This is a genomic window from Mesorhizobium sp. B2-3-14, from assembly GCF_006442175.1.
Classification (GTDB): Bacteria; Pseudomonadota; Alphaproteobacteria; order Rhizobiales; family Rhizobiaceae; genus Mesorhizobium; species Mesorhizobium australicum.
Genome location: NZ_VFVP01000013.1, coordinates 95,807 through 117,516, shown reverse-complemented (window position 1 = coordinate 117,516; position 21,710 = coordinate 95,807). Strand labels below are relative to the sequence as shown.

The 21,710-nt window shown below is 61.6% G+C and carries 20 protein-coding genes; 10 read left to right on the top strand and 10 right to left on the bottom strand.

The window, feature by feature from the left end; translation table 11 throughout:
• Positions 1–150: 150 nt before the first annotated feature.
• The 3 genes from FJ950_RS26030 to FJ950_RS26020 all read right to left on the bottom strand — a co-directional run bounded on the left by FJ950_RS26030 (position 151) and on the right by FJ950_RS26020 (position 5,141).
• Positions 151–2,043, bottom strand: a complete 1,893-nt coding sequence (locus FJ950_RS26030) for an ABC transporter ATP-binding protein/permease (protein WP_181171440.1) — start codon at positions 2,041–2,043, stop codon at positions 151–153.
• Positions 2,044–2,624: 581 nt separating this feature from the next.
• A complete protein-coding gene (locus FJ950_RS26025; RefSeq protein WP_140619654.1) occupies positions 2,625–3,305 on the bottom strand; it encodes a DsbA family protein in 681 nt (226 codons plus the stop codon).
• Positions 3,306–3,320: 15 nt separating this feature from the next.
• On the bottom strand, positions 3,321–5,141 hold the full coding sequence (locus FJ950_RS26020; protein ID WP_140619652.1) for an extracellular solute-binding protein: 1,821 nt from the start codon (positions 5,139–5,141) through the stop codon (positions 3,321–3,323).
• 232 nt (positions 5,142–5,373) lie between these two features.
• Here FJ950_RS26020 and FJ950_RS26015 point away from each other — a divergent pair, with 232 nt between their 5' ends.
• The gene (locus FJ950_RS26015; RefSeq protein ID WP_015317881.1) at positions 5,374–6,003 is read left to right on the top strand and encodes an invasion associated locus B family protein; all 630 of its coding nucleotides are present in this window, start codon (positions 5,374–5,376) and stop codon (positions 6,001–6,003) included.
• An 84-nt stretch (positions 6,004–6,087) separates the two neighbouring features.
• Here FJ950_RS26015 and hspQ read toward each other — a convergent pair whose 3' ends face one another.
• Both hspQ and FJ950_RS26005 read right to left on the bottom strand, forming a co-directional pair.
• A complete protein-coding gene (hspQ, locus tag FJ950_RS26010) occupies positions 6,088–6,411 on the bottom strand; it encodes a heat shock protein HspQ (RefSeq protein ID WP_027142695.1) in 324 nt (107 codons plus the stop codon).
• Positions 6,412–6,558: 147 nt separating this feature from the next.
• Positions 6,559–7,773 (bottom strand): UbiH/UbiF family hydroxylase, encoded by a 1,215-nt coding sequence (locus FJ950_RS26005; protein ID WP_140619650.1) that lies wholly within the window; start codon positions 7,771–7,773, stop codon positions 6,559–6,561.
• 72 nt (positions 7,774–7,845) lie between these two features.
• On the opposite strand from FJ950_RS26005, the gene FJ950_RS26000 reads away from it, so the two are divergent.
• The 8 genes from FJ950_RS26000 to FJ950_RS25965 all read left to right on the top strand — a co-directional run bounded on the left by FJ950_RS26000 (position 7,846) and on the right by FJ950_RS25965 (position 16,185).
• Positions 7,846–8,775 (top strand): DUF2182 domain-containing protein, encoded by a 930-nt coding sequence (locus tag FJ950_RS26000; RefSeq protein ID WP_140619648.1) that lies wholly within the window; start codon positions 7,846–7,848, stop codon positions 8,773–8,775.
• 14 nt (positions 8,776–8,789) lie between these two features.
• Positions 8,790–9,404: a DUF1326 domain-containing protein gene (locus FJ950_RS25995; RefSeq protein WP_023795157.1), complete on the top strand. Its 615-nt coding sequence runs from the start codon at positions 8,790–8,792 to the stop codon at positions 9,402–9,404.
• Positions 9,401–10,219: a phosphatidylcholine synthase gene (gene pcsA / locus FJ950_RS25990; protein ID WP_015317886.1), complete on the top strand. Its 819-nt coding sequence runs from the start codon at positions 9,401–9,403 to the stop codon at positions 10,217–10,219. Before FJ950_RS25995 ends, pcsA begins: the two co-directional genes overlap by 4 nt.
• 27 nt (positions 10,220–10,246) lie before the next feature.
• Positions 10,247–11,224: a quinone oxidoreductase gene (locus FJ950_RS25985; RefSeq protein WP_140619646.1), complete on the top strand. Its 978-nt coding sequence runs from the start codon at positions 10,247–10,249 to the stop codon at positions 11,222–11,224.
• Positions 11,225–11,453: 229 nt separating this feature from the next.
• Positions 11,454–13,019: an ABC transporter ATP-binding protein gene (locus FJ950_RS25980; RefSeq protein WP_140619644.1), complete on the top strand. Its 1,566-nt coding sequence runs from the start codon at positions 11,454–11,456 to the stop codon at positions 13,017–13,019.
• Positions 13,016–14,146 carry an ABC transporter permease gene (locus FJ950_RS25975; protein ID WP_140619642.1) on the top strand — a complete coding sequence of 377 codons (1,131 nt, stop codon included), beginning with the start codon at positions 13,016–13,018 and terminating at the stop codon, positions 14,144–14,146. Before FJ950_RS25980 ends, FJ950_RS25975 begins: the two co-directional genes overlap by 4 nt.
• The gene (locus FJ950_RS25970) at positions 14,146–15,066 is read left to right on the top strand and encodes an ABC transporter permease (protein WP_015317890.1); all 921 of its coding nucleotides are present in this window, start codon (positions 14,146–14,148) and stop codon (positions 15,064–15,066) included. The genes FJ950_RS25975 and FJ950_RS25970 overlap by 1 nt, the downstream gene beginning before the upstream one ends.
• A gap of 51 nt (positions 15,067–15,117) precedes the next feature.
• Entirely contained in the window at positions 15,118–16,185 is a 1,068-nt protein-coding gene (locus tag FJ950_RS25965; protein ID WP_140619640.1) for a BMP family ABC transporter substrate-binding protein, read from the top strand.
• 76 nt (positions 16,186–16,261) lie between these two features.
• On the opposite strand, the gene rimO is transcribed toward FJ950_RS25965, so the two are convergent.
• The 5 genes from rimO to FJ950_RS25940 all read right to left on the bottom strand — a co-directional run bounded on the left by rimO (position 16,262) and on the right by FJ950_RS25940 (position 20,660).
• Positions 16,262–17,575: a 30S ribosomal protein S12 methylthiotransferase RimO gene (gene rimO, locus FJ950_RS25960; RefSeq protein ID WP_015317892.1), complete on the bottom strand. Its 1,314-nt coding sequence runs from the start codon at positions 17,573–17,575 to the stop codon at positions 16,262–16,264.
• Between the two features lie 158 nt (positions 17,576–17,733).
• Positions 17,734–18,420 (bottom strand): TerC family protein, encoded by a 687-nt coding sequence (locus FJ950_RS25955; RefSeq protein WP_015317893.1) that lies wholly within the window; start codon positions 18,418–18,420, stop codon positions 17,734–17,736.
• A 183-nt stretch (positions 18,421–18,603) separates the two neighbouring features.
• Positions 18,604–19,011: a DUF930 domain-containing protein gene (locus FJ950_RS25950; RefSeq protein ID WP_041163455.1), complete on the bottom strand. Its 408-nt coding sequence runs from the start codon at positions 19,009–19,011 to the stop codon at positions 18,604–18,606.
• 56 nt (positions 19,012–19,067) lie between these two features.
• Positions 19,068–19,766, bottom strand: coding sequence for a DUF2161 family putative PD-(D/E)XK-type phosphodiesterase (locus tag FJ950_RS25945; protein ID WP_015317895.1), 699 nt, complete (start codon positions 19,764–19,766; stop codon positions 19,068–19,070).
• A gap of 54 nt (positions 19,767–19,820) precedes the next feature.
• Positions 19,821–20,660, bottom strand: a complete 840-nt coding sequence (locus tag FJ950_RS25940) for a sterol desaturase family protein (protein WP_015317896.1) — start codon at positions 20,658–20,660, stop codon at positions 19,821–19,823.
• 377 nt (positions 20,661–21,037) lie between these two features.
• Between FJ950_RS25940 and FJ950_RS25935 the strand changes: the two genes are divergently transcribed.
• Positions 21,038–21,271: a hypothetical protein gene (locus FJ950_RS25935; protein ID WP_023784107.1), complete on the top strand. Its 234-nt coding sequence runs from the start codon at positions 21,038–21,040 to the stop codon at positions 21,269–21,271.
• Positions 21,272–21,710 lie beyond the last annotated feature (439 nt).

The window sequence follows — 21,710 nt, the reverse complement described above, 5'->3', positions numbered from 1 at the left end:
CGCTTTTGACTGCTGCAAGCCGGCGCAACATAGGAGCGCGCCTTGCCGAGTCAATCGCGGTGAGGAAGGAAAACAGTGCCGAACGGCCCGGATCGCGAGACTGTGATCACCGTGGACCGTTCACCATGGCAAGCCACGGGGACATCAGCGTTATTTCTGCTTCAGCCGGCGCGAGAAACGCGTCCATTTGTCCTCGACCGGCCTTGGCTGGGCCAGGATCGTGGTGAGTTCCAGCGGCAGGCTCGGGGCAAGCGGCTTCTTCGTGGCGACGCCATCGGCGATCAGGACCATCGAGTGGTAGAACTCGGTCCCGGCGGCAGATCTCGGTGCCACGGCTTCGTGCATGACACTGATCACCGTCACATCAGGGCAGTTGTCCTTGATGGCCTGGTGGAAGGCAATCTTGCCATCAGGGTCGAGAGCCCCGGTGGCCTCGTCAAGGAACAGCAGGCCCGGTTGCTGCAGGATGATACGAGCCACCACCAGTTTCTGCTTCTGGCCGCCCGACAGGACCTGATCCCAGTTCTTGCCCTCGCGGCTTTCATTGGCCATGTGTTCGATGAAATCGCCAAGGCCAGCCTTGTGCAGTGCCGACGCGACCTGGGTATCGCCGTGGTCGCCTTCGGAGCCTGGCAGGCAGACCAGCTGTTTCAGCGACACCTGCGGCAGCTTGACCTCCTGGGCGGCATAGAAGCTCTTGACGCCCTCGGGGAAGACGATGGTGCCGCGGCCATAAGGCCACAGGCCGTTGATCGCCTTGATCAGCGAGGTCTTGCCGCACCCGGATTCGCCTTTCAGGAAGGTCCATTCGCCGCGCCGGAAGCGCAGGTTGGCGGAACTGAGGAATGGTGTCGCATCCTCACCCTGATGCGCCAGCTCCAGCTTCTGGATGGTCAGACCGAAGACCGGATTCTGGCTGGCGTAGTGGAAGTCGGAACGGCCGCTCTGGCTGTAGAATTCCTGCGGGTGCTGGACTTTCTCGATCGCGTTGGCGAGCTCCGTCACGCGCTGGCTGTTGGCGCGCAGCGTCGCGATGGCGGGCATGACATGAATGAACCAGGAACACTGGCTGATGAGCTGGGCGACCATTTCGGAGCCGGTGATGTAGCCTTTATAGTCCAAGCGGCTGTGGATGAACGGCACAAGGCCTGGAGCATAGGCGACGATACGGGCGCCGACGAAGTTGTAGATCAGCTCGAACGACATATAGCTGGTGTTGACGACATTCAGCCGCCCCCAGGTGCGATCGATGTCGACATAGAGCCGGTCGTGCATCCTCTTCTGCACGCCCTCGCCATGCGAGGCGGCGACATGGAAGCTGCGGCGCAGGAACGTCGTCAGTTCGCTACGATAACTTCCCTCGGCCTTCTGCATGCGAATGTTGAGACGTTCCAGCAGGCTGCCGAGCTTGACGGCGATCCAGGTGTTGAGGGGTACGTAAGTGGCAACCGCGAGAAGGGCGAGAACAGCGCTGCCATAGCTGCCAAGGAACTCCAGGCCTTTGACCTCCACTGACGACTGCAACAGGTTCTGGCCTATGAAATAGAGCGAAGTCGCCAGCCCCAGCACGCCCATAGCGAGGCCGATTGCACCGCCGGTCATGTCCTTGATCGATTCCTGGATGCGCTGGTCGACATTGTCGGGCGCAACGATGCCGCCGTCCGCGGAACCATGTTGAGCGTGAAAATGGGTATGGTTGCCGTCGAGCAAGGCCTGGTTGAATTGGTCGTTCAGCCAGCCGCGCCATTTGCGGTGCAAGGTTGCCGAGACGAGATTGCGCACGCCGGTGAAGCCGACGTCCTTGAGCATGACCAGCAGCACCAGTATGCCGGCGTTCGTCAGGATTGTCTCCAAGGGCCTGGTGTTGGCGGCATCGTGCAGGAAGGCGATCGAATTCACCAATTCGCCCGACGCCATGGCGAACCACACGCTAGCCTTGCTGGACAGCGCGGTGAGCAGGGCTATTACCAGCGTCAGCGCCCAGGCTTCCTTCCAGCGGTCCGAAATCCAGTAGGCTCGCACGAGCCCCCAGAAATTGCGCATCGAGGATACCGGCGTCAAATGCGACCGCCCTGCGGCGTCGCTGTGTAGTCCATCCGGTACTGACTCTTGCGATCGCCTGCCGATCCGAATCACGATCCCGCCCAAACCTTTTTTGTTTTGTTACGGATGGTAACACCAATTGATCATTTTCCATTAATTTTTAAACCAGGCCTATGGGATTGCTCTCGCGGCCGTTGCACTGAGGCAACAGATTGAAGATCGAATCGCCAGCAAAACGGTGGGCAACGATCAGAAAATTTTGATTGGTTTCAGCAACTTGGACGCGGCGAACGGGGCTTCTGTCGATCTTCCCCTGGGGAAACCTGGTACACGGTTTCGTGACTCAAAAAATCATGAGGGCCGGGGTTCTCTTGCCGAGACCTGGCCAGAATGCCTGAGAACACGCTGTCCTCAACGTCTGATTCCTCGCCGTGGCGAAGTCGCCGATATCGGATTGGAACAGCGGGAGTGCAGGATCGTTCTTGCCCATTCGTCAACCAAAGGGGTGATCCGCACCGGCCCAATGGCAAGCGGCTCTTTCATCAGCACGCCAAATGAAGGCGAATTGGCGTCCGCTGGCCTCAGCCGGCTTTCTCCAACTCGCCACGCGCCTTGGCCGCCGCGACCTGACGGATCGCATCGGCCAACGTGTCGGCATCCTGCGCACCCATCACGGCATATTTGTCCTCGAGCAGGAAGCACGGCACGCCTGTGATGCCCATGCGCGACGCGGTGGCGATTTCCGTGCGAACCGCCTCGACATCAGCGTCACTCGGCAAGAGCGTTTCGACAACAGCGGCGTCCATGCCGGCCTCGCGGGCAGCTTCGACCAAGACGGTGTGGTCGCCGATATTGGCGCCTTCCTCGAAATTCAGCTGGAATAGGTGGCGCACCAGTCGGTTCTGGACGTCCTCGCCGGCGGCACCGGCCCAGCGGATCAGCCGATGCGCGTCGAGTGTGTTCGGCGCCACCTTGATAGCGTCGAAGGCAAAGGAAATGCCTTCAGCTTCGCCAAGCGGTTCGATGCGAGCATGAATTTCGCGAATGCGCTCGTCGCTGCCGAACTTGGCCAGCATGTAGTCGTGGCGGTCCTTGCCTTGCGGCGGAATGGTTGGATCGAGTTGGAACGGCCGCCAGCGTATATGCACTTCGACATCGCCGGCCGCGGCGATCGCCTTGTCCAGCCGCTTCTGACCGATGAAGCACCACGGGCAGACGACGTCCGACACCACGTCGACGGTTATGGCGTTCGCTTCGCTCATCTCGATCTCCGGACTTCAGTTCGGTTTGCGCCACCATGTTGGCAGCTGATAACCGAATATGGGCGTCTTGCGCGGATGTTCCAGATAATTCCAGTAAGCAAGCCACTGCTGCGTATTGTACTGCATCGGCACCATGTAATTGCCGGAGATCAGCAGCCGATCGAGAACGCGAACCGCCGCGACGTAATCCTCTTTCGAACGGGCTCGCAGCATTGCGTCGATGGCCGCATCGATCGCCGGATCGGCGACGCCGGCGAGGTTGAACGATCCCTCGGTCCTGGCCGCGGCGGACGACCAGCGCCCGATCTGCTCAATGCCAGGGGACAACGAATTGTTGAAGCCGCTGGAGCCGATCAGGACCTCGAAATCGAAACGCTGCTTGCGCGACTGGATCTGGTCGCCGTCCAGGCTGCGGATGCTGACATTGATGCCGATCTTCTCAAGCGTGCGCTGATAGATGCCGGCCAGACGTTCTTCATCCTGCGAGGCGGTCAGAATCTCGAAGCCGAAAGGTTTACCGTCGGGATCGATCATCGTGCCGTCCTGCACATGGTAGCCGATGCTTTTCAGAAGATCGAAAGCGGTCTTCAGCACCTTGCGGTCCTGGCCCGAACCGTCCGTCACCGGCGGCTTCCAGGTGCCGTCCATGACGTCGGCCGGCACGCGGCCGGGATAGGGCGCCAGCAGCGCCTTTTCCCTGTCATCAGCCGGATGGCCGAGCGCGGAAAGCTCCGAGTTCTGCCAGTAGCTCATCGTGCGGGTGTACTTGCCGCCGAACAGGTTCTTGTTGGCCCATTCGAAATCATAAAGCATGCCGAGCGCGCGCCGAACCACGGGGTTGGAAAACTTCGGCAGCCTCGTGTTGAACAGAAAACCCGTCACGACGGGTGGAATGCCGGTATCGAAGGTTTCTGAGACAACGTCTCCCCTATGAAACGCCGGAAAGTCGAGATCGCGCTCGCGTTTCACCGGATCGCTGTCGTCGTCGATGGCGCAAAGACCCTTCTTGAAAGCTTCGAGCTTGGCGTTGGCGTTGAGAAAATACTCGATGGTGATCTGGTCGTAATTGTCGAAACCGCGCTTGGCGGGAACGTTCTTGCCCCAATAGTCGGGGTTGCGCTTGAAGACGATGCGCTGGCCGGGCGTCACCTGCGCGATCCTGTAGGGACCGCTGCCGATCAACGGCTTCAGCGTCGTCCTGTCGAAAGTGTCGATGTCGAAAGCGTGCTTGGGGATGATCGGTGTCAGCGCGATGATCAGCGGAAACTCACGATCGGCCTTGTCATTGAAGGTAAAGCGCACGCTATGGTCGCCCGTCTTTTCGAGCTTGGCGATCCTGGCCATGCGGTCGCTGTAGGGCGGACGGCCTTTCTGCGTATAGGCATCGTAGGTGAACAGCACGTCTTCCGGCGTCACTGGCTGACCATCCGACCATTTGGCATTCGGGTTGAGATGGAATTCGATGGTCTTGCGCTCGGGATCCATGTCGGCGGTGTCGGCCAGAAGCCCATAAAGGGTAAAGGCCTCGTCGGCACTGCGCTGCATCAGCGGCTCGAAGACCAGATTGCCGTAAATCGTGTCCATCATGCCGCGCGCGGTCGTGCGCAGGCTTTTCAGGATGAAAGGGTTGAGATTGTCGAAGCTGCCGACGACGCAATAGGTAATGCTGCCACCCTTCGGCGCGTCGGGATTGACGTAGCTGAAATGGGTGTAGTCCGGCGGCAGGGCCGGTTCGCCCTGCATCGCAATCGCGTGTTTCGGCTCCGACAGCGCCGGAGGCGACGACAGGCTGAAAAACGATAATGCGGTGACCAGCCAAACAAGAACGCGGCCCATGACCGTCTCCTTAACAGGTCGGCTTGATGATTCGGTCCGCACCCTAGCATGGGGCACCTGCGTGGCGGCCAATGGCGTCGTCAAGAATTACCGGTCGGCGGGCTGGATTCGACGCCGCTTGCAGTGTAACACGCCGTCCGAAGTCATTCTGTTGCCTCATTTTGGCAACAGGTAGCTGGACCACACGGCGCGAAGAAGCCGGTCCCGGGATCATTGAGAGGAAGTGCACGACATGACGAGCCTGAACAGCAACGCGTACCGCCTGTCGGTCATGGCCGCAGGCGTGGTTGGCTTTCTCGGCGCAGGACTTCCCTCTGCTTCCGCGCAGCAGCAGCCGCAGATTCCGCAGGGCTGGTTCAAGGCCTGCACCAAGCAGGAAGACGTCGACATCTGCAATGTCCAGAACATCGTCACCGCTGGCAATGGCCAACTCGTGACCGGCGTCAGCCTGATCGAGCTCAAGGGCAAGGTGAACCGCAAAGTGTTCCAGGTGACGGTCCCGACCGGCCGCCTCGTGCCTCCCGGCATCGGCCTGCAGATCGACACCGGCAAGGCGCAGAAGCTCGACTATGTCATCTGCTTCCCGGATCGTTGCGTGGCGGAAGTGCCGCTGACCGATCAGCTTGTCGCTTCGTTCAAGAAGGGTCAGGGGATCACGCTGACCTCGATCAATTTCCAGAACCAGGCCAACCCGATCAAGATCGCGCTGCAGGGCTTCAGCGGCGCCTATGACGGCCCGCCGCTGCAGCAGTCGGACATCGAGGACCGGCAGAAGAAGCTTCAGGACTTCGTCGCCAAGAACAACCAGGATTTCGCCAAGAAGCTCAAGGACGAGCAGGACAAGGCGAAGACCGCCAACTGATCCAGCGTCGGGAATATAGCGAGTCAAAAAAGCGGGGTCATGCCCCGCTTTTTTCATTTCTGGCCATACTCAGCATGCCGGAAGTCAGTGCCTGGACTGCCGTTTCGGCGCATAGCGCCCATCCGGCTTCTTGTCGAACATTTCCTTGATTTGCGGATGGCGGACAGGTTCTCCCGATTGGTCCTCGAGCAAATTCTGCTCGGACACATAGGCGATGTATTCGGTTTCCGAATTCTCGGCGAGCAGGTGGTAGAATGGTTGGTCCTTGCGCGGCCGTACGTCGGCGGGGATGGCCTCGTACCATTCGTCGGTGTTGGCGAATTGCGGATCGACGTCGAAAATGATGCCTCGGAACGGGAACAGCCGGTGGCGAACCACCTGTCCGATCGCGAATTTGGCCGTTTTCATCGCACTCACCACTGAATTCCTTGGCTTTATTTGGCGCAGACTCCGCATCAATTCAATCCCGAGCGTCTGAGCGCCTTCAAGATACGCGGTATGCGCAACAAAGGTTTTGATGAACGTCGCGATACCGCGGCAAAGTCCGCAAAATCGCTACCGCTGCCGAGCCGGCTTCCGAAGGCCGCCCGCAACTGCCGCAAAGCCGCTGCCCGGGCGAAGCCCTTCCCGCATGAAGAAGGCGCGCAGCGGCGTAAAGCCGCCAAGTACACCCAGGCCAACGCCACGCGCCATCTGCGCCGGCAACATGTCCGAAAGCAGCGACATGTTGAGCAGATTGACTGCGCTGCTGCGCGCCAGAATATCGGGCCGGCGCTTGAAATCGTATGCAGCAAGGGCCGCAACAGCCCCCGGATCCTCACGATTTTCACGCGCGATTCCAACCAGATCGTCAATATCCCTGATGCCTAGGTTGAGGCCTTGCGCGCCGATCGGCGGGAACACGTGCGCCGCCTCACCGACAAGCGCCACCCGTCGCGCCGCGAAACGCAGGGGGGTCACCGTCGACAATGGATAAATCTGGCGACCCGGCTCGACGGATACCCGGCCCAGCATCGATTGCATCTTTTGCTCGACGCGGAGCGAGAGCGTTGCATCGTCCAAAGCGGCAAGCTCCTTGGCGGTCTCTGGCTTGACCACCCAGACAAGGCTGGAGCGATTGCCCGGCAGTGGAACCTGCGTGAACGGGCCGGTCTCTGTATGGAATTCCGTCGAGGTGAAGCCATGTTCGCGGTTGTGGCCGAAATTGAGGACAAGCGCCGCCTGAGGGTAGGCGCGCGCCGCCGTCGAGATGCCCGCGGCCTCGCGGGCCGGCGACAGGCGGCCGTCGGCGGCGACCGCAAGGGACGCATCGATCTCGCTGCCATCAGCCAGCGTGGCATGCGCTTTGCCGGCGCCGAGATGCCATGCCTTCACCATGGATCTGCGCCACTCGATGCCGGAATGCGCGGCCACCTTGCTGGCAAGCGCCGGGCCAAGGACGCCGTTGGGCAGGTTCAGGCCGAACTGTTCCTCGCCGATCTCGCTGGCGCGGAAGGTGACGACGGGGCTGCGGATCAGCCGGCCGGTCGCATCGGCAATGCGCATCACCTTCAAAGGCGCGCCCTTGGACCTGATGTCCTCGAGCACGCCCAGCCCTTCGAGCACCTTCAGGGCAGGCGTCATGAGCGCCGTGGTGCGACCGTCGGGAGCCGAGGTTTCCGGCCCGGCAATCGTCACCGGAAAGCCGGCATCGGCCAAGGCAAGCGCGGCGATCAACCCCGCCGGCCCCGTGCCCGCAATCAGTATCCGCGCTGTTTCCTGATGCTCCAAGATCGGCTTCCGGTCTGCAGTTGAGAGGCGGCCACCAGACCTGCCAGTCCAAACAGGCATATAGGGCAGATCATGCGGCTTGATCAACGCGGCGATTCGGCCCATTCGGATGTCATGACCGGCCAACAGGACGACTTCAGCCATCTCGACCGCGCCGGCCGCGCCACGGCAAATGTCGCGCGCGACCCGCGTTTGACGGTCAACGTCGTCGTCTGTGCAAGCATCGCGTTGGCCTGGCTGCTGCTTGCCGCGATGGCGATACGCGGCGCCGAGGCGCGGATCAGCGCGCCGGGTGACGCTCTCCTGCGCAACCTGCCACAGCTGCCGCTGCCCGATTTCCTGGACCATTTTTTCGTTCTTTGCCTTTCGCCAGCGCCGCTGGACGCAAGCATCGGCCCGCGTGCTTTGGCACTCATCCTCATGTGGTTCCTGATGGCGATCGCCGCGATGCTGCCGTCGGCGGCACCGATGATCCGCACCTATTGCGAGATCGCCGATACGGCGCGGATCAAGCGGGCGCCGGTCGTCCATCCGCTGGTGCTGGTTGCCGGCTACCTCTGCGCCTGGCTCGCCGCATCGCTGCTGTTTGCGGCACTGACACTTGCCGTCCACGCAGTCGCCGCGTCCGCGGGGGTATTCGATCCGGTGCTTGGCGTTGCTGGTGGGCTGGCCTTGCTGGTTGCCGGCCTCTACCAGTTCAGCGGCCTCAAGGAGGCCTGCCTGACGAAATGCCGGAACCCATTCTCGACCTTGTTTTCAAACTGGAGTGCCGAGACCTTCCGCATCTTTCGGCTGGGCATCGTGCAAGGTATCTGGTGCCTGGGATGCTGCTGGGCATTGATGCTGGTGATGTTCGCCGTCGGCGTCATGAACGTCTTCTGGATGGCGCTGATCGGCGTGTTCACCCTAATTGAAAAACAAACGATGGGCAGTCTTCCAACCCGGCTGGCCGGTGCGATACTGCTTGTCTGGGCAGCCGTGCTGCTAGTAGTCTCACTGTGATTGGGGGGAATTCGATGACTGACCCGGGCTGGGCAATGAAAGGAGAGCTCGTACTCTCCTGCAATTGCACGGTTTTTTGCCCTTGCGTCTTGTCGCTCGGCAGTCACCCACCAACAGAAGGCTATTGCCAGACATGGGCGGGTTTCCGTATCGATGCGGGTCACTTCGGCGAAGTCGACCTCTCCGGCCTCAACCTTGGGCTGATCATGGAAATCCCCGGTTACATGAGCCGCGGCAATTGGACCGCGGGCCTGTTCATCGACATCAGAGCCTCGGTTTACGCGGTCAAGGCGTTGACCAGGATCTTCACCGGCAAGGCCGGCGGGACCACGTCGCTGCTCTCGATCCTCGTCGGCAAATTCCTGGGCGTAGAACAGGTGCCGATCACCTACGAGACACGGGACAAGACGCGTATCTTCCAGATTCCGAAGATCATCGACGGGGCGGTCACGCCAATCGCGGGCAAGGACCGCGACAAGGATACGGTGATCACGAACTCGGAATACTGGATCGCGCCGGAGATCATCGTGGCAAGGTCCGACAAGAGCAAGATGCGCGCCTTTGGCCGCAACTGGAATTTCGCCGGCCGCTCGGCCGAGATCTGCAAGCTTGATTGGCGGGGCCCGTGAGCAAGAACACAAAAGCCCGCAAGATCGCCGGGAAGATCACCGACCGGATTCCGCGGCCGAAGAAGAAGGTCACCTGGCCGCAGGCGCGTGCGTTTTCGGTGCATCTGCTGACCGCCTCCGGTTCGTTCCTGGCTTTCCTGTCGCTGGTGGCGGCGAGCGAGGAGCGCTGGACGGCCATGTTCTGGTGGCTAGGCCTGGCGCTGTTCGTCGATGGCATCGACGGGCCGATCGCCCGAAAGCTGGAGGTCAAGGAAATCCTGCCGACCTGGTCCGGCGAACTCCTCGACAACATCATCGACTACGTGACCTACGTGCTGATCCCGGCCTTCGCGCTCTACCAACGGGGCTTCATGGGCGAGGGCCTGTCGTTCCTTTCGGCGGCGATCATCGTCGTCTCCAGCGCGATCTACTATGCCGACACCGGCATGAAGACGAAGGAGAATTTCTTCAAGGGATTCCCGGTGGTCTGGAACATGGTCGTGTTCACGCTGTTTGTCATCGAACCGGGACAATGGGTCTCGTTCGCGGTGGTGGTGGTGGCCGGCATTCTGACTTTTGTCCCAATAAACTTCATCCATCCGGTGCGGGTGAAGCGGCTGCGGCCGATCAATCTCGGCATGACGCTGTTGTGGTGTGCTTTCGGCGCGCTCGCGCTTGCGCAGGCCGCACTCGCCGCTTTCTACGACCAGATCGGCGTGCTGGGCGAGCAAGTCGGCACTTTCACCAAGATCGGAATCACCGTTACCGGGCTCTATCTCGCAACCATTGGTGGCCTCATGCAGTTCTTTCCGAACCTCGGCGCCAAAAAGGCCTGACCAGCCGCTCTTCAAGGAATCCTCTCCATGTCCAAAGCCATCCGCATCCACGCCAATGGCGGTCCGGAAGTCCTGATCCATGAGGACACCGATCCTGGCCAGCCGGGTTCGGGGCAGATCCTGATCAGGCATACCGCGATCGGTCTCAATTTCATCGACGTCTATCATCGCTCGGGTCTTTATCCGCCGCCCGGCGGATTTCCGCTCGTTCCGGGCAGCGAAGCCGCCGGCGTGGTGCTGGAAGTCGGCGGGGGCATCGACTGGCTGAAGTCGGGCGACCGGATTGCCTATGCCGTGACGACCGGCGCTTACGCGCAAGAGCGCGTCATCGATGCCAGCAAGGTCGTCAAGGTACCGGACGGCATCAGCGACGAGCAGGCCGCCGCCATGATGCTGAAAGGCATGACCGCGGAATATCTTCTGCGCCGCACCTTCAAGGTGAAGGCGGGCGACACCATCCTGTTTCATGCCGCGGCCGGCGGGGTCGGCCTGATCCTCGGCCAATGGGCGAAGCATCTCGGCGCGACGGTCATCGGCACCGCCAGTTCCACCGACAAGATCGAACTCGCCAAGGCGCACGGCTTCGACCATGTCATCAACTACAAGGAGCAGGATTTCGTCGCCGGCGTAGCCGCCATCACCGGCGGCAAGAAGTGCGATGTCGTCTACGATTCGGTGGGTAACGACACATTTCCGGCCTCGCTCGACTGCCTGAAGCCGCTCGGCATGTTCGTCAGCTTCGGCCAGTCCTCGGGACCCATCCCGCCGTTCTCGATGTCGCTGCTGGCGCAGAAGGGCTCGCTGTTCGCAACCAGGCCGACGCTGTTCGTCTACAATGCCAGACGTGAGGACCTCGATGCCTCCGCCGCCGCACTGTTCGAGGTCGTGCTCAGCGGCGCCGTCGAGATCAAGATCAATCAGCGCTACGCACTGAAGGATGCCGGCAAGGCACATGCGGACCTTGAAGGCCGCAGAACGACAGGTACGACCATCCTGGTTCCCTGAAGGCAATCTGCCTGGGTTTTCAGCGCGCTGCCGCAGCCGCGAGCATGGTTTGCCCGAAAAGCCGGCCCGCCATATGCTTGTGCGAAGGAAGGCTGATCTTTGCCCTTGAGTTTCCGCTGAAATTCTTGAAGCTCTTTCAAGTTGGGTGCTGCTTTCGCACGAGAGCCGGCCGCGCATACGATGCTTGCGGGAACACAGAACATGTCCGGTAATCCGGACGGGAGGCACTGTGAGTGCAAATCATGATGGGGCGAACCTGCTCGAGGTTCGGGGCCTGACCAAGATATTCGGCACGCTGACAGCGTGCGATCATATCGATCTCAACATCGCCAAAGGTGAAATCCACGCTTTGCTCGGTGAGAACGGCGCCGGCAAATCGACACTGGTCAAGATGCTGTTCGGCTCGCTGGAACCCAATTCCGGCGAGATTTTCTGGAACGGCCAGGCAGTGCGGATCACCAGTCCAGGCGTTGCCAAAAAGCTCGGCATCGGCATGGTTTTCCAGCATTTCTCGCTGTTCGAAGCCCTGACGGCCGCCGAGAACATCGCGCTGTCGCTGGATGACGGCTCGCCGATCGGCAGCATCGCGGCCAAGGCGAGGGCCCTTTCCTACAGCTACGGCCTGCCGCTCGATCCGGAATCGCTGGTCGGCGATCTGTCCGTCGGCGAGCGCCAGCGCATCGAGATCATCCGCTGCCTGCTGCAGACGCCGCAGCTCATCATCCTGGACGAGCCGACATCGGTGCTGACGCCGCAGGAAGCGGACAAGTTGTTCGAGACGCTGGAACGCTTGCGCGCGGAAGGCAAATCGATCCTCTACATTTCGCACCGGCTCGAAGAGGTCAAACGCATCTGCGACCGCGCCACGGTGCTGCGGCACGGCAAGGTGGTCGGTCACTGCAACCCGCGCGAGGAGACAGCCTCATCGCTCGCCCGCATGATGGTCGGCAACGAAGTGCAGGCCGTGGTGCGCGCGCCGGTCGAGGGGATCGAAACCGCGCAGCCGCTGCTCGAAATCCTCAACCTCAACCGCAAGCCGGCAACGCCGTTTTCCATTCCGCTCAAGAACATCAGCCTCAATGTCCGCGCTGGCGAGGTGATCGGCATTGCCGGTGTCGCCGGCAACGGCCAGGGCGAGTTCTTCGAATCCGTCTCCGGCGAGGTTTTGCAGCAGGATGCCGCTTCGGTGCGCATCCGCGGCAAGAACGCCGGCAGCCTCACCATTACCGGGCGGCGCCTGTTGGGGGCCGCGTTCGTGCCGGAGGAGCGTCTCGGCCATGGCGCCGCGCCGCGCATGAAGCTCTCGGAAAACCTCCTGCTGTCGCGCCATGCCACGGACGGCAAGGCTTTTGTCGGCACCGGCGGCATGGTCAAAAGCGGCGCCGTCTATGCCGCCTCGCAGCGCATCATCGAGGCGATGGATGTGCGCAAGAGCGCGCCGGATCCCGAAGCGGCAGCACTTTCGGGCGGCAATCTGCAGAAATTCATCGTCGGCCGCGAACTCGACCGCCGCCCAAGCGTGATGGTGGTGAACCAGCCGACATGGGGTGTCGACGCAGGAGCCGCAGCGCACATCCGTCAGGCCTTGATCGAGCTCTCTCGCAGCGGATCGGCGGTGCTGGTGATCAGCCAGGATCTCGACGAGCTGTTCGAAATATCGGACGCGATCGCCGTCATGCACAATGGAGAATTGTCCAGGCCGATGCCGATCGCCGAAGCGACTTTCGAGAAGGTCGGCTTGCTGATGGGTGGCGCCGAGCCCGGCCACGCCGAACATACGCTGGAGACGGCATGATGCGCCTCGAACTTGTCAAACGCCCGCAGCGCTCGGCGCTGTTTTCGATGCTGTCGCCGTTCATCGCCTTCGCGCTGACCATCATTGCCGGCGCGGTTCTGTTCGCGCTGCTCGGCGTCAACCCGCTGAATGCCTTCCATATCTATTTCATCGAGCCGATCAGCCAGGTCTGGCAGTTGCATGAGCTGGCGATCAAGGCAGCGCCGCTGATCCTGATCGCTGTCGGCCTGTCGGTCTGCTACAAGGCCAACATCTGGAACATCGGCGCCGAAGGCCAGTTCATCTTCGGCGCAATCTTCGGCTCGATCATTCCCGTGCTGTTCCCGCAATTCGATGGCCCGCTGGTGCTGCCGCTGATGCTTCTGCTCGGCATGCTCGGCGGTGCGGCCTACGCAGCGATCCCGGCCTTGCTGAAGACCCGGTTCAATACCAACGAGATCCTGACCAGCCTCATGCTGGTCTATGTCGCGCAGCTCTTCCTCGACTGGCTGGTGCGGGGTCCCTGGCGCGATCCGCAGGGCCACGGCTTTCCGCAGACGATCCAGTTCGGCGACGCGGCCGTGCTGCCGGAACTGATGCCCGATGCCGGGCGCGCCAATTGGGGGTTTGTGTTCGCCCTGGTGGCCGCGGTGCTGATCTGGATCCTGATGGGCCGCATGCTCAAGGGCTTCGAGGTCCGCGTGCTGGGCTCCAGCCCAAGGGCAGGGCGCTTCGCCGGCTTCGGCCTCAACCGGATGGTGTTCTTTGCCTTCCTGCTATCGGGAGCGCTGGCCGGCCTTGCCGGCATCTCCGAAGTTTCCGGCGCCATCGGGCAACTTCAGCCCGTGATTTCGCCCGGGTATGGCTTCACGGCCATCATCGTGGCGTTCCTCGGCCGCCTCAATCCGCTCGGCATCGTCGCCGCGGGCCTGGTGCTGGCCCTGACCTATCTCGGCGGCGAGGCCGTGCAAAGCGCACTCGGCATTTCCGACAAGGTGGCGAGGGTGTTCCAGGGCATGCTGCTGTTCTTCGTGCTCGGCTGCGACACGCTCATTCATTACCGCATCCGCTTGATCGGTCTGGCGCTGACGAAACAGGAAACGCCCGCGAAGCTCGAGGCCGCACCAAAGTTGAAGGAAGCCCGCTGATGGACATCACCGTCAACATCCTCCTGACCATCGCCACGGCGGCGACGCCGCTTTTGATCGCGGCGATAGGCGAACTGGTGGTCGAACGTTCCGGCGTGCTCAACCTCGGTGTCGAAGGCATGATGGTCATGGGCGCCGTCGGCGGCTTCGGGGCCGGCTATCTGACGGGATCGCCCTGGATCGGCCTTCTGGCGGCGATCGTCGTGGGCGCGCTGTTCTCCTTGCTTTTTGCCGTGATGACGCTGTCGCTGGCCACCAACCAGGTGGCAACAGGCCTGTCACTGACGCTGCTTGGTCTCGGCCTTTCCGGCATGATGGGAACAAGCTTCGTCGGCCAGCCCGGCGTCAGGCTGCCCAATCTCGATATTCCCGGCCTCAGTTCCATACCGGTCGTGGGCAGGCTTCTTTTTGGCCAGGATCCGATCTTCTACATTTCGATCGCCCTGACGGCGGCGGTGATGTGGTTCCTGTTCAAGACGCGTACCGGCCTCACGCTGCGCTCGATCGGCGACAGCCATGCCTCGGCGCATGCGCTCGGCATCAAGGTCATCCGTTACCGCTATCTCTCGGTCATCTTCGGCGGTGCCTGCGCCGGTCTTGCCGGTGGGCATCTGTCGCTCGTCTATACGCCACAGTGGGTCGAGAACATGTCCGCGGGCCGAGGCTGGATCGCACTCGCACTGGTGGTGTTCGCGTCCTGGCGGCCATGGCGGGTACTGGCCGGCGCCTACATCTTCGGCGCGGTGTGGATCGGCCAGCTTCATGCACAGGCTTTTGGCATTCCAGTGCCCTCGCAGATGCTTTCTTCTCTGCCCTATCTGGCAACCGTCGTGGTTCTCGTTCTAATCTCGCGCAACAAGCGTCTGACGATGATGAACACGCCGGCATCCCTGGGGCAGCCATTCGTTCCGGATCGTTGACAACAAGAACAAGACGGGAAGCTCCAAGGCTTAACTCAGAGAGGTAACACAATGAAAAAACTGCTTATTGCCCTGATGACGACGACAGCGGCTTTGTCGCTGGCCGTGTCCGCGGAGGCCGCCGACAAGTTGAAGGCCTGCTGGGTCTACACCGGCCCGATCGGCGATTTCGGCTATTCCTACCAGCACGACCAGGGCCGCCTCGAGGTCGAGAAGGCGCTCGGCGACAAGGTCGAGACTGCTTACCTGGAAAACGTCTCCGAAGGCCCCGATGCTGACCGTGCTTTCGAGCGCCTGGCGCGCGAAGGCTGCAAGATCATCTTCGGTACCTCGTTCGGCTTCATGGACGCCGAAGTGAAGGTGGCCAAGAAGTTTCCCAAGGTGATGTTCGAGCACGCCACCGGCTACAAGACCGGGGACAATCTCGGCATCTACAATGCCCGCTTCTATGAAGGCCGCTATGTGCTCGGCCAGATCGCCGCCAAGGAATCGAAGTCCGGCGTCGCCGGCTACATCGTCTCCTTCCCGATCCCGGAAGTGGTGATGGGGATCAACTCCTTCATGCTCGGCGCGCAGTCGATCAATCCGAACTTCAAGGCCAAGATCGTCTGGGTCAATTCGTGGTTCGATCCGGGCAAGGAAGCCGACGCCGCCAAGGCGCTGTTCGACCAGGGCGCCGACATCATCGTCCAGCACACCGACTCGACCGCGGCCCTGCAGGTGGCCGAGGAGCGCAAGCTGCACGGCTTCGGCCAGTCGTCCGACATGATCAAGTTCGCGCCCCACGCGCAGCTGACCTCGCTGACGGACGAATGGGGTCCGTACTATATCAGCCGCGTGCAGGCGGCCATCGACGGCACCTGGAAGCCGGACAATGTCTGGCTCGGCATCAAGGACGGCGCGGTCAAGCTCGCGCCCTACACCAACATGCCCGACGACGTGAAGGCGATGGCCGAAGCGACCGAAAAGAAGATCGCCGGAGGCTGGAATCCCTTCACCGGGCCGATCGCCAAGCAGGACGGCTCTGCATGGCTGAAGGACGGCGAGGTCGCCGACGACGGCACGCTGCTCGGCATGAATTTCTACGTCAAGGGCGTCGACGACAAGTTGCCGCAATAAGCAGCACGCCACGTCTCTATGGGAAGGGCGCCGCGAGGCGCCCTTTTTCATTTGGATGGTGAACTTGATGGAAGGCTCAGACAGCCGAGCCGTAGAGATCGTAAGCGTCCGCGCGCTCGATCTTGACGGTGACGATGTCGCCGGCGCGCATCGGGCGGCGCGACTGGATGTGGACCGAACCATCGATCTCGGGCGCATCATATTTGGTGCGACCCTTTGCCGAAGTGCCGTGCGCCTCGTCGATCAGCACCGGCAGACGCTTGCCGACCTTCCTGGCCAGCTGCGCTGCCGAGATCTTCTGCTGGCGCTGCATGAAGCGATGCCAGCGCGCTTCCTTGATCTCCTGCGGCACCTGCTCAAGCCCGAGCTCGTTGGAGCGGGCGCCTCTGACCGGCTCGTATTTGAAGCAGCCGGCGCGATCGATTTTCGCTTCATCCAGCCAATCGAGCAGCATCTCGAAGTCGTCATCCGTTTCGCCGGGGAAGCCGACGATGAAGGTCGAGCGGATGGCGAGATCCGGGCACACGTCGCGCCAGCCGCGAATGCGCTCGAGCGTCTTCTCGCCATGAGCGGGCCGGCGCATGTTCTTCAGCACCTGTGGCGAGGCATGCTGGAAGGGGATGTCCAGGTAGGGAAGGATTTTTCCTTCGGCCATCAGCGGGATGACGTCGGCGACGTGCGGATAGGGGTAGACATAATGCATGCGCACCCAGATGCCGAGCTTGCCCAACTCCTCCGAGAGATCAAGGAATTTCGCCCGCACTTCGCGGTCGCCGAACATGGACGTCTGGTACTTGATGTCGATGCCGTAGGCGCTGGTATCCTGCGAGATGACGAGCAGTTCCTTGACGCCGGCCTTGGCCAGTTTCTCGGCTTCGCGCAGCACATCGGCGGCCGGCCGCGAGACGAGATCGCCGCGCAGTGCCGGAATGATGCAGAAGGTGCAACGGTTGTTGCAGCCTTCCGAAATCTTCAAATAGGCGTAATGGCGCGGCGTCAGCTTGACGCCTTGCGGCGGCAGCAGGTCGATGTAGGGATCGTGTGCGGGAGGGGCTGCCTCATGGACGGCGGCCATCACGCTCTCATAGGCCTGCGGACCGGTGATCGCCAGCACGTTGGGGTGCTTCTCGCGGATCACGTCCGGCTCGGCGCCCAGACAGCCGGTGACGATGACCCTGCCGTTTTCCGACAGTGCCGAGCCGATGGCGTTAAGCGACTCGTCGCGGGCGGAGTCGAGAAAACCACAGGTGTTGACGACAACGAGATCGGCGCCGTCATGCTTGCGGGCGATCTCATAACCCTCGGCCCGCAGACGCGTGATGATGCGCTCGGAATCGACAAGGGCCTTGGGACATCCGAGACTGACGAAGCTGACGCGTGGGGCGGACATGGGCAATTTTCCAATGGACGCGAACCGGAAACACCGATCCGGCCCGCAGTCTCAACATATGATGGCTTGCATGGCTCCTGGCAGGAGCTCAATTTGGGCGGCGCAATAGCACGGCTTGCTCAATCAGGCAAACGGAGCCCTGCGGCCCGGCATGTGCGTCAGTGCCCGTTCGACCCGAACCAGGGTGACAGGAAAGCGAAATGATCGGGGAATTGCTGCACGGCTCCGTCCAGCAGCATCTTGACCGCGACATAGAGAATGATGACCAGGCCGATATAGGCAATCCAGCGGTATTTGTGCAGCAAGCGCGCGACGAATGACGCGGCAAAGCCCATCAAAGCGATCGACAGCGCCAGCCCGACAATCAGCACCGTCGGATGGTTCATAGCCGCTCCCGCGACGGCCAGAACATTGTCGAGCGACATCGAGACGTCGGCAATGACGATCTGCCAAGCGGCCTGCGAGAAGGTTTTGCTCGGCCCCTTGCCGCCAATGACGCCATCCTTGTCGAAGTCGCCGTTCGACAGCGCTTCGGTGGCGTCGCGCTCATCGTCGTGGCTGACACGCAATTCGCGCCACATCTTCCAGCAAACCCACAGCAAAAGCAGGCCGCCGCCGATAAGCAGCATGGGACCAATGGTCAGCAGCCATTGCGTGATCAGGGCGAAGAAAATGCGAAGAACGGTGGCCGCCGCGATGCCGACAAGAATGGCTCGCTGGCGCTGGCTGGCCGGCAGGCCGGCAGCGGCAAGGCCGATAACGATGGCATTGTCGCCCGCGAGCGCAAGGTCGATGGCGATGACCTGAAGGAGAGCCGAAAAGCCCGCGGCGGTAAATATTTCCATCGACCTGGAAGCCCTTCGTCGAGTGTTCGTCGTCGATCGTCCGAACGGGCCTAAAGGCATGGTCCGCTGGCGTCAAGTGCGGCAACGGGCAACGCTGGAAAACCATTTTCGTGGCGGTGGAATTGCGGGAGGTTCTCGACAGCCGCCGGCACAAGCCGGAGGCGGGCGCAAGCCCGCGAGAACCTAATCGTAGAGATTGTATTTCGCCCAGTCGGCTTCCGGAATCTCGTCCCCGATCCGATAGCGGAGCTGGAGAACTTCCATATGGTCCGGTCCCGTCTGGCATTTGAATTTCAGCCGGTACCATTGCCCCTTGCTGCGGAACGCCGCACCGGGACTCCGGATTGCGTCGGCGCTCATCTCCGGCGTCGCGAAGGCGTAAGCGACGACGCGGTCGGCCTTGAACTTGCGATCATCGTGGGTGATCCGGTCCAGGATTTCGGCATCGCAACGCTGTTCGAGGCGGGTTTGCGGATCAAGTTTCATCAGCCCGGCGCGCAAAGCGTTGTCCATCGCACTGGCCGGAAAGGCCAGCGTCAGGGACGCAATGGCCATCATGCAGAGTGTCTTCATGGGCGGGACAAGCAACATGTTTTGTCTGAAAAATCAACCAATAGCGGCGGTTCATGCTCGGCAAACCCCGGCATTCAGAGGTCCGGCGCAATCAAAATCTCGTGTCGGGCTTCATCGTGCGCGACCTGCGGCCAACGAACCAGCGAAGCTCGGCCGGCATCCGTGAGATCATAGAGACCACGCTCGACCCTTGCGAACCAGCCATAGACATTGTGCTGAAGAATCTTCGGCGCGATCGACGTCAAGGCTTTCAGATCGCGCGGCCGTTTGGGGCCGTCCGCAAGCGCGGCGGCGCAGGCGAGGGCGCTCTGCCGGTAGGCGGTCATGATCGGAGTGCGCGATCCGCCGCCAGCGACAGGATCGCCGCGGCGGCGCTGATGCTCATCGACAAGGCGAGAACGCCGTCGCGCATTTTTGCGCGGTGCCTGGGCGACCGGACTGAGAAGCACTTCGACCCTGTCATTGGCGGTCACCGCGAGCAGCCCGAAGCCAAGCCGACGGCAGAGATTGCGGAACCTGGCATCGCTTTCGCGCCCCTTGCCCCGCGCCGACATGCGCGCTGCCAGCCAAACTTCATCGCAAGCAGCCGCACGGTCGACGCCCTGCAGAACCAGTTCGAGATTGAACTGCAGCTTCAGCTCGCAGATGACGACGATCGGCGGCTCTCCCTCGCGCAGCGCGACGATGTCGCAACCGCCGATTTCCCCTTTCACGACGAAGTCGAGGTTTTCGAGGAAGCGCTTCACCGGCGCGTAGAGTGAGGTCTCGTTCATGCCTCGAGGCTTAGCCGATTCGCCATGAAAGGCCTCGGCACCGTGGCCCCGAACTCATCTGTCGACATGCTCGATGCCCGGCGTGTCCGGCAACCAGCCTGCTTCGACGCTCGGCGCTGCCCGTTTCGACGGCTTCCTGTGAGGCAAGAACGGATAGCCGAGCTGGCCGAAATAGCTGGAGGGGATGGGATCATCGACGCCGTATTTCTCGGGCAGCTTGTTGCCGGTGGCATTGTAGGTGCCGAATATCACGTCGAGGAACGGCAATTGGCCGGCGAAGTTCTTGTCGTAGGCTGTGCGCTGGTTGGCATGGTGCCAGCGATGGAACTGCGGGCTGGCGATCAACCACTTGAAGGGGCCGAACGCAATCCGCAGGTTTGAATGAACAAGCATCGTGTGGCCGAAGTAGATAAGCGAAAAGACGGCGAGTGAGGCGTCGGAGAAGCCAAGGAGGTAGATCGGCGTCAACGATATTGCCTTTGTGACGATCGCGTCGACCGGGTGGGAATGGAAAGCGCCGAGCCAGTCCAGCTCCTCAATGCCATGGTGTATCGCATGGAATTTCCAGAGAGCGGGGATTTTATGGAAGGCCCGATGCGCCCAATAGACGCCGATATCGGTGATCAGGATCATTTCCGCAACCTGCAGCCAGATGGGCTGGCCGCTGACGGCCCGCGTTACCGATTGCGGGACAAGGATCGCGGCGGCTTCGAGGGTGCCGAGCGCCATCATGGCCATGGCTGCCTTTATGACAAAGGTGTTGAACAGCACATAAATCAGATCGACATCCAAGCCTTTGCGGAGGACCTTCTGCGGCTGCTCGGCAAACAGATGTTCGAACGGAATGAAGATCAGCGCACAGATCAAAAGCGCCTTGATGCCAAAGATGTCCATCTATCGCCCAGCCTGTCGCCGGCACGCCGCCAGCGCTTCAACTCCTCAGCAGAACCACATCTCCCTTTCCAAAGGCTGAAGGGATCTCCGATAATGCTTATGGCCGGCATGTGATCGCCACCGATGTCGCAAGACCGCGAGACGCGTACCGATCGTCCTTGCGAAGGGCGTACGCAGCCATCTGTCCTTGTGTCACATCGGTGTCGCAACCGCGCGATATCTGGACAATGCGCGCTTGTCGAACGCAGCGCAACGCGCGTCCTTCCAGGACTAACCCCTCCGGTCCCTGCCGGCGGGGTTTCTCATTTTCAGAACCATATTGTCGGTCGCGAGTTGTCCTTGCTATTGTGGCATTGCGGTCAGCAGGGACGCCCATCATGGATGCAAGCGAAATGAGTGCGATCGGCGATACCCTCATGAGGATCGTCACGCCCGACATGTCTCCCAAGCAGCTCGTCAAGGCTGCCCGGAAAGCGCACCCCAAGGCCTCCAAGAAGGATATCGCCAGAGCAGCCTTCTTTTCGATCATCGCGAACGCCGACCGGGACATCGGCAAGGCCAGGAACCTGCAGGCGTTTGCCATCGCGGAGCGCACACAGCAGTCCGACTGAGCAAGGTGGCGACCTTCGCCTTTGTGCAACATGCGGGCGGCCCGGCGAGGAGGGGTGGGACGCCGCCGGGCCTGACCAGCGGTGTTGGGTTGGGATGATTACCCGCCAGCTTGACCGTTAATACGCCAGCTTCCAGAAACGGCATCATTCAAACGGCGGGAGACGGTCGGGTTGCACCAAGCGTCGGGGCCACCAGACGAACGCGCAGCGAAAAGCGACCGAGCCAAAAAATCTGGCTGACATGTCTCCGGCTAAAAGCCAAATAGCAAACGCCGATCGTTTGCCGGGGCGGAGCGGTTGCGGCGGCTGTTGGGCTAACACGCTATCTCACGGTCCCGTCATCAGGGAACCAATCCGCTGCCGATCTGTTGTTTTGGCAGCGTGGAGATGTCCCCTCAATCCTAGCCGAATGGCCCGCTGCGCTCCTCCCGGAGGCGGC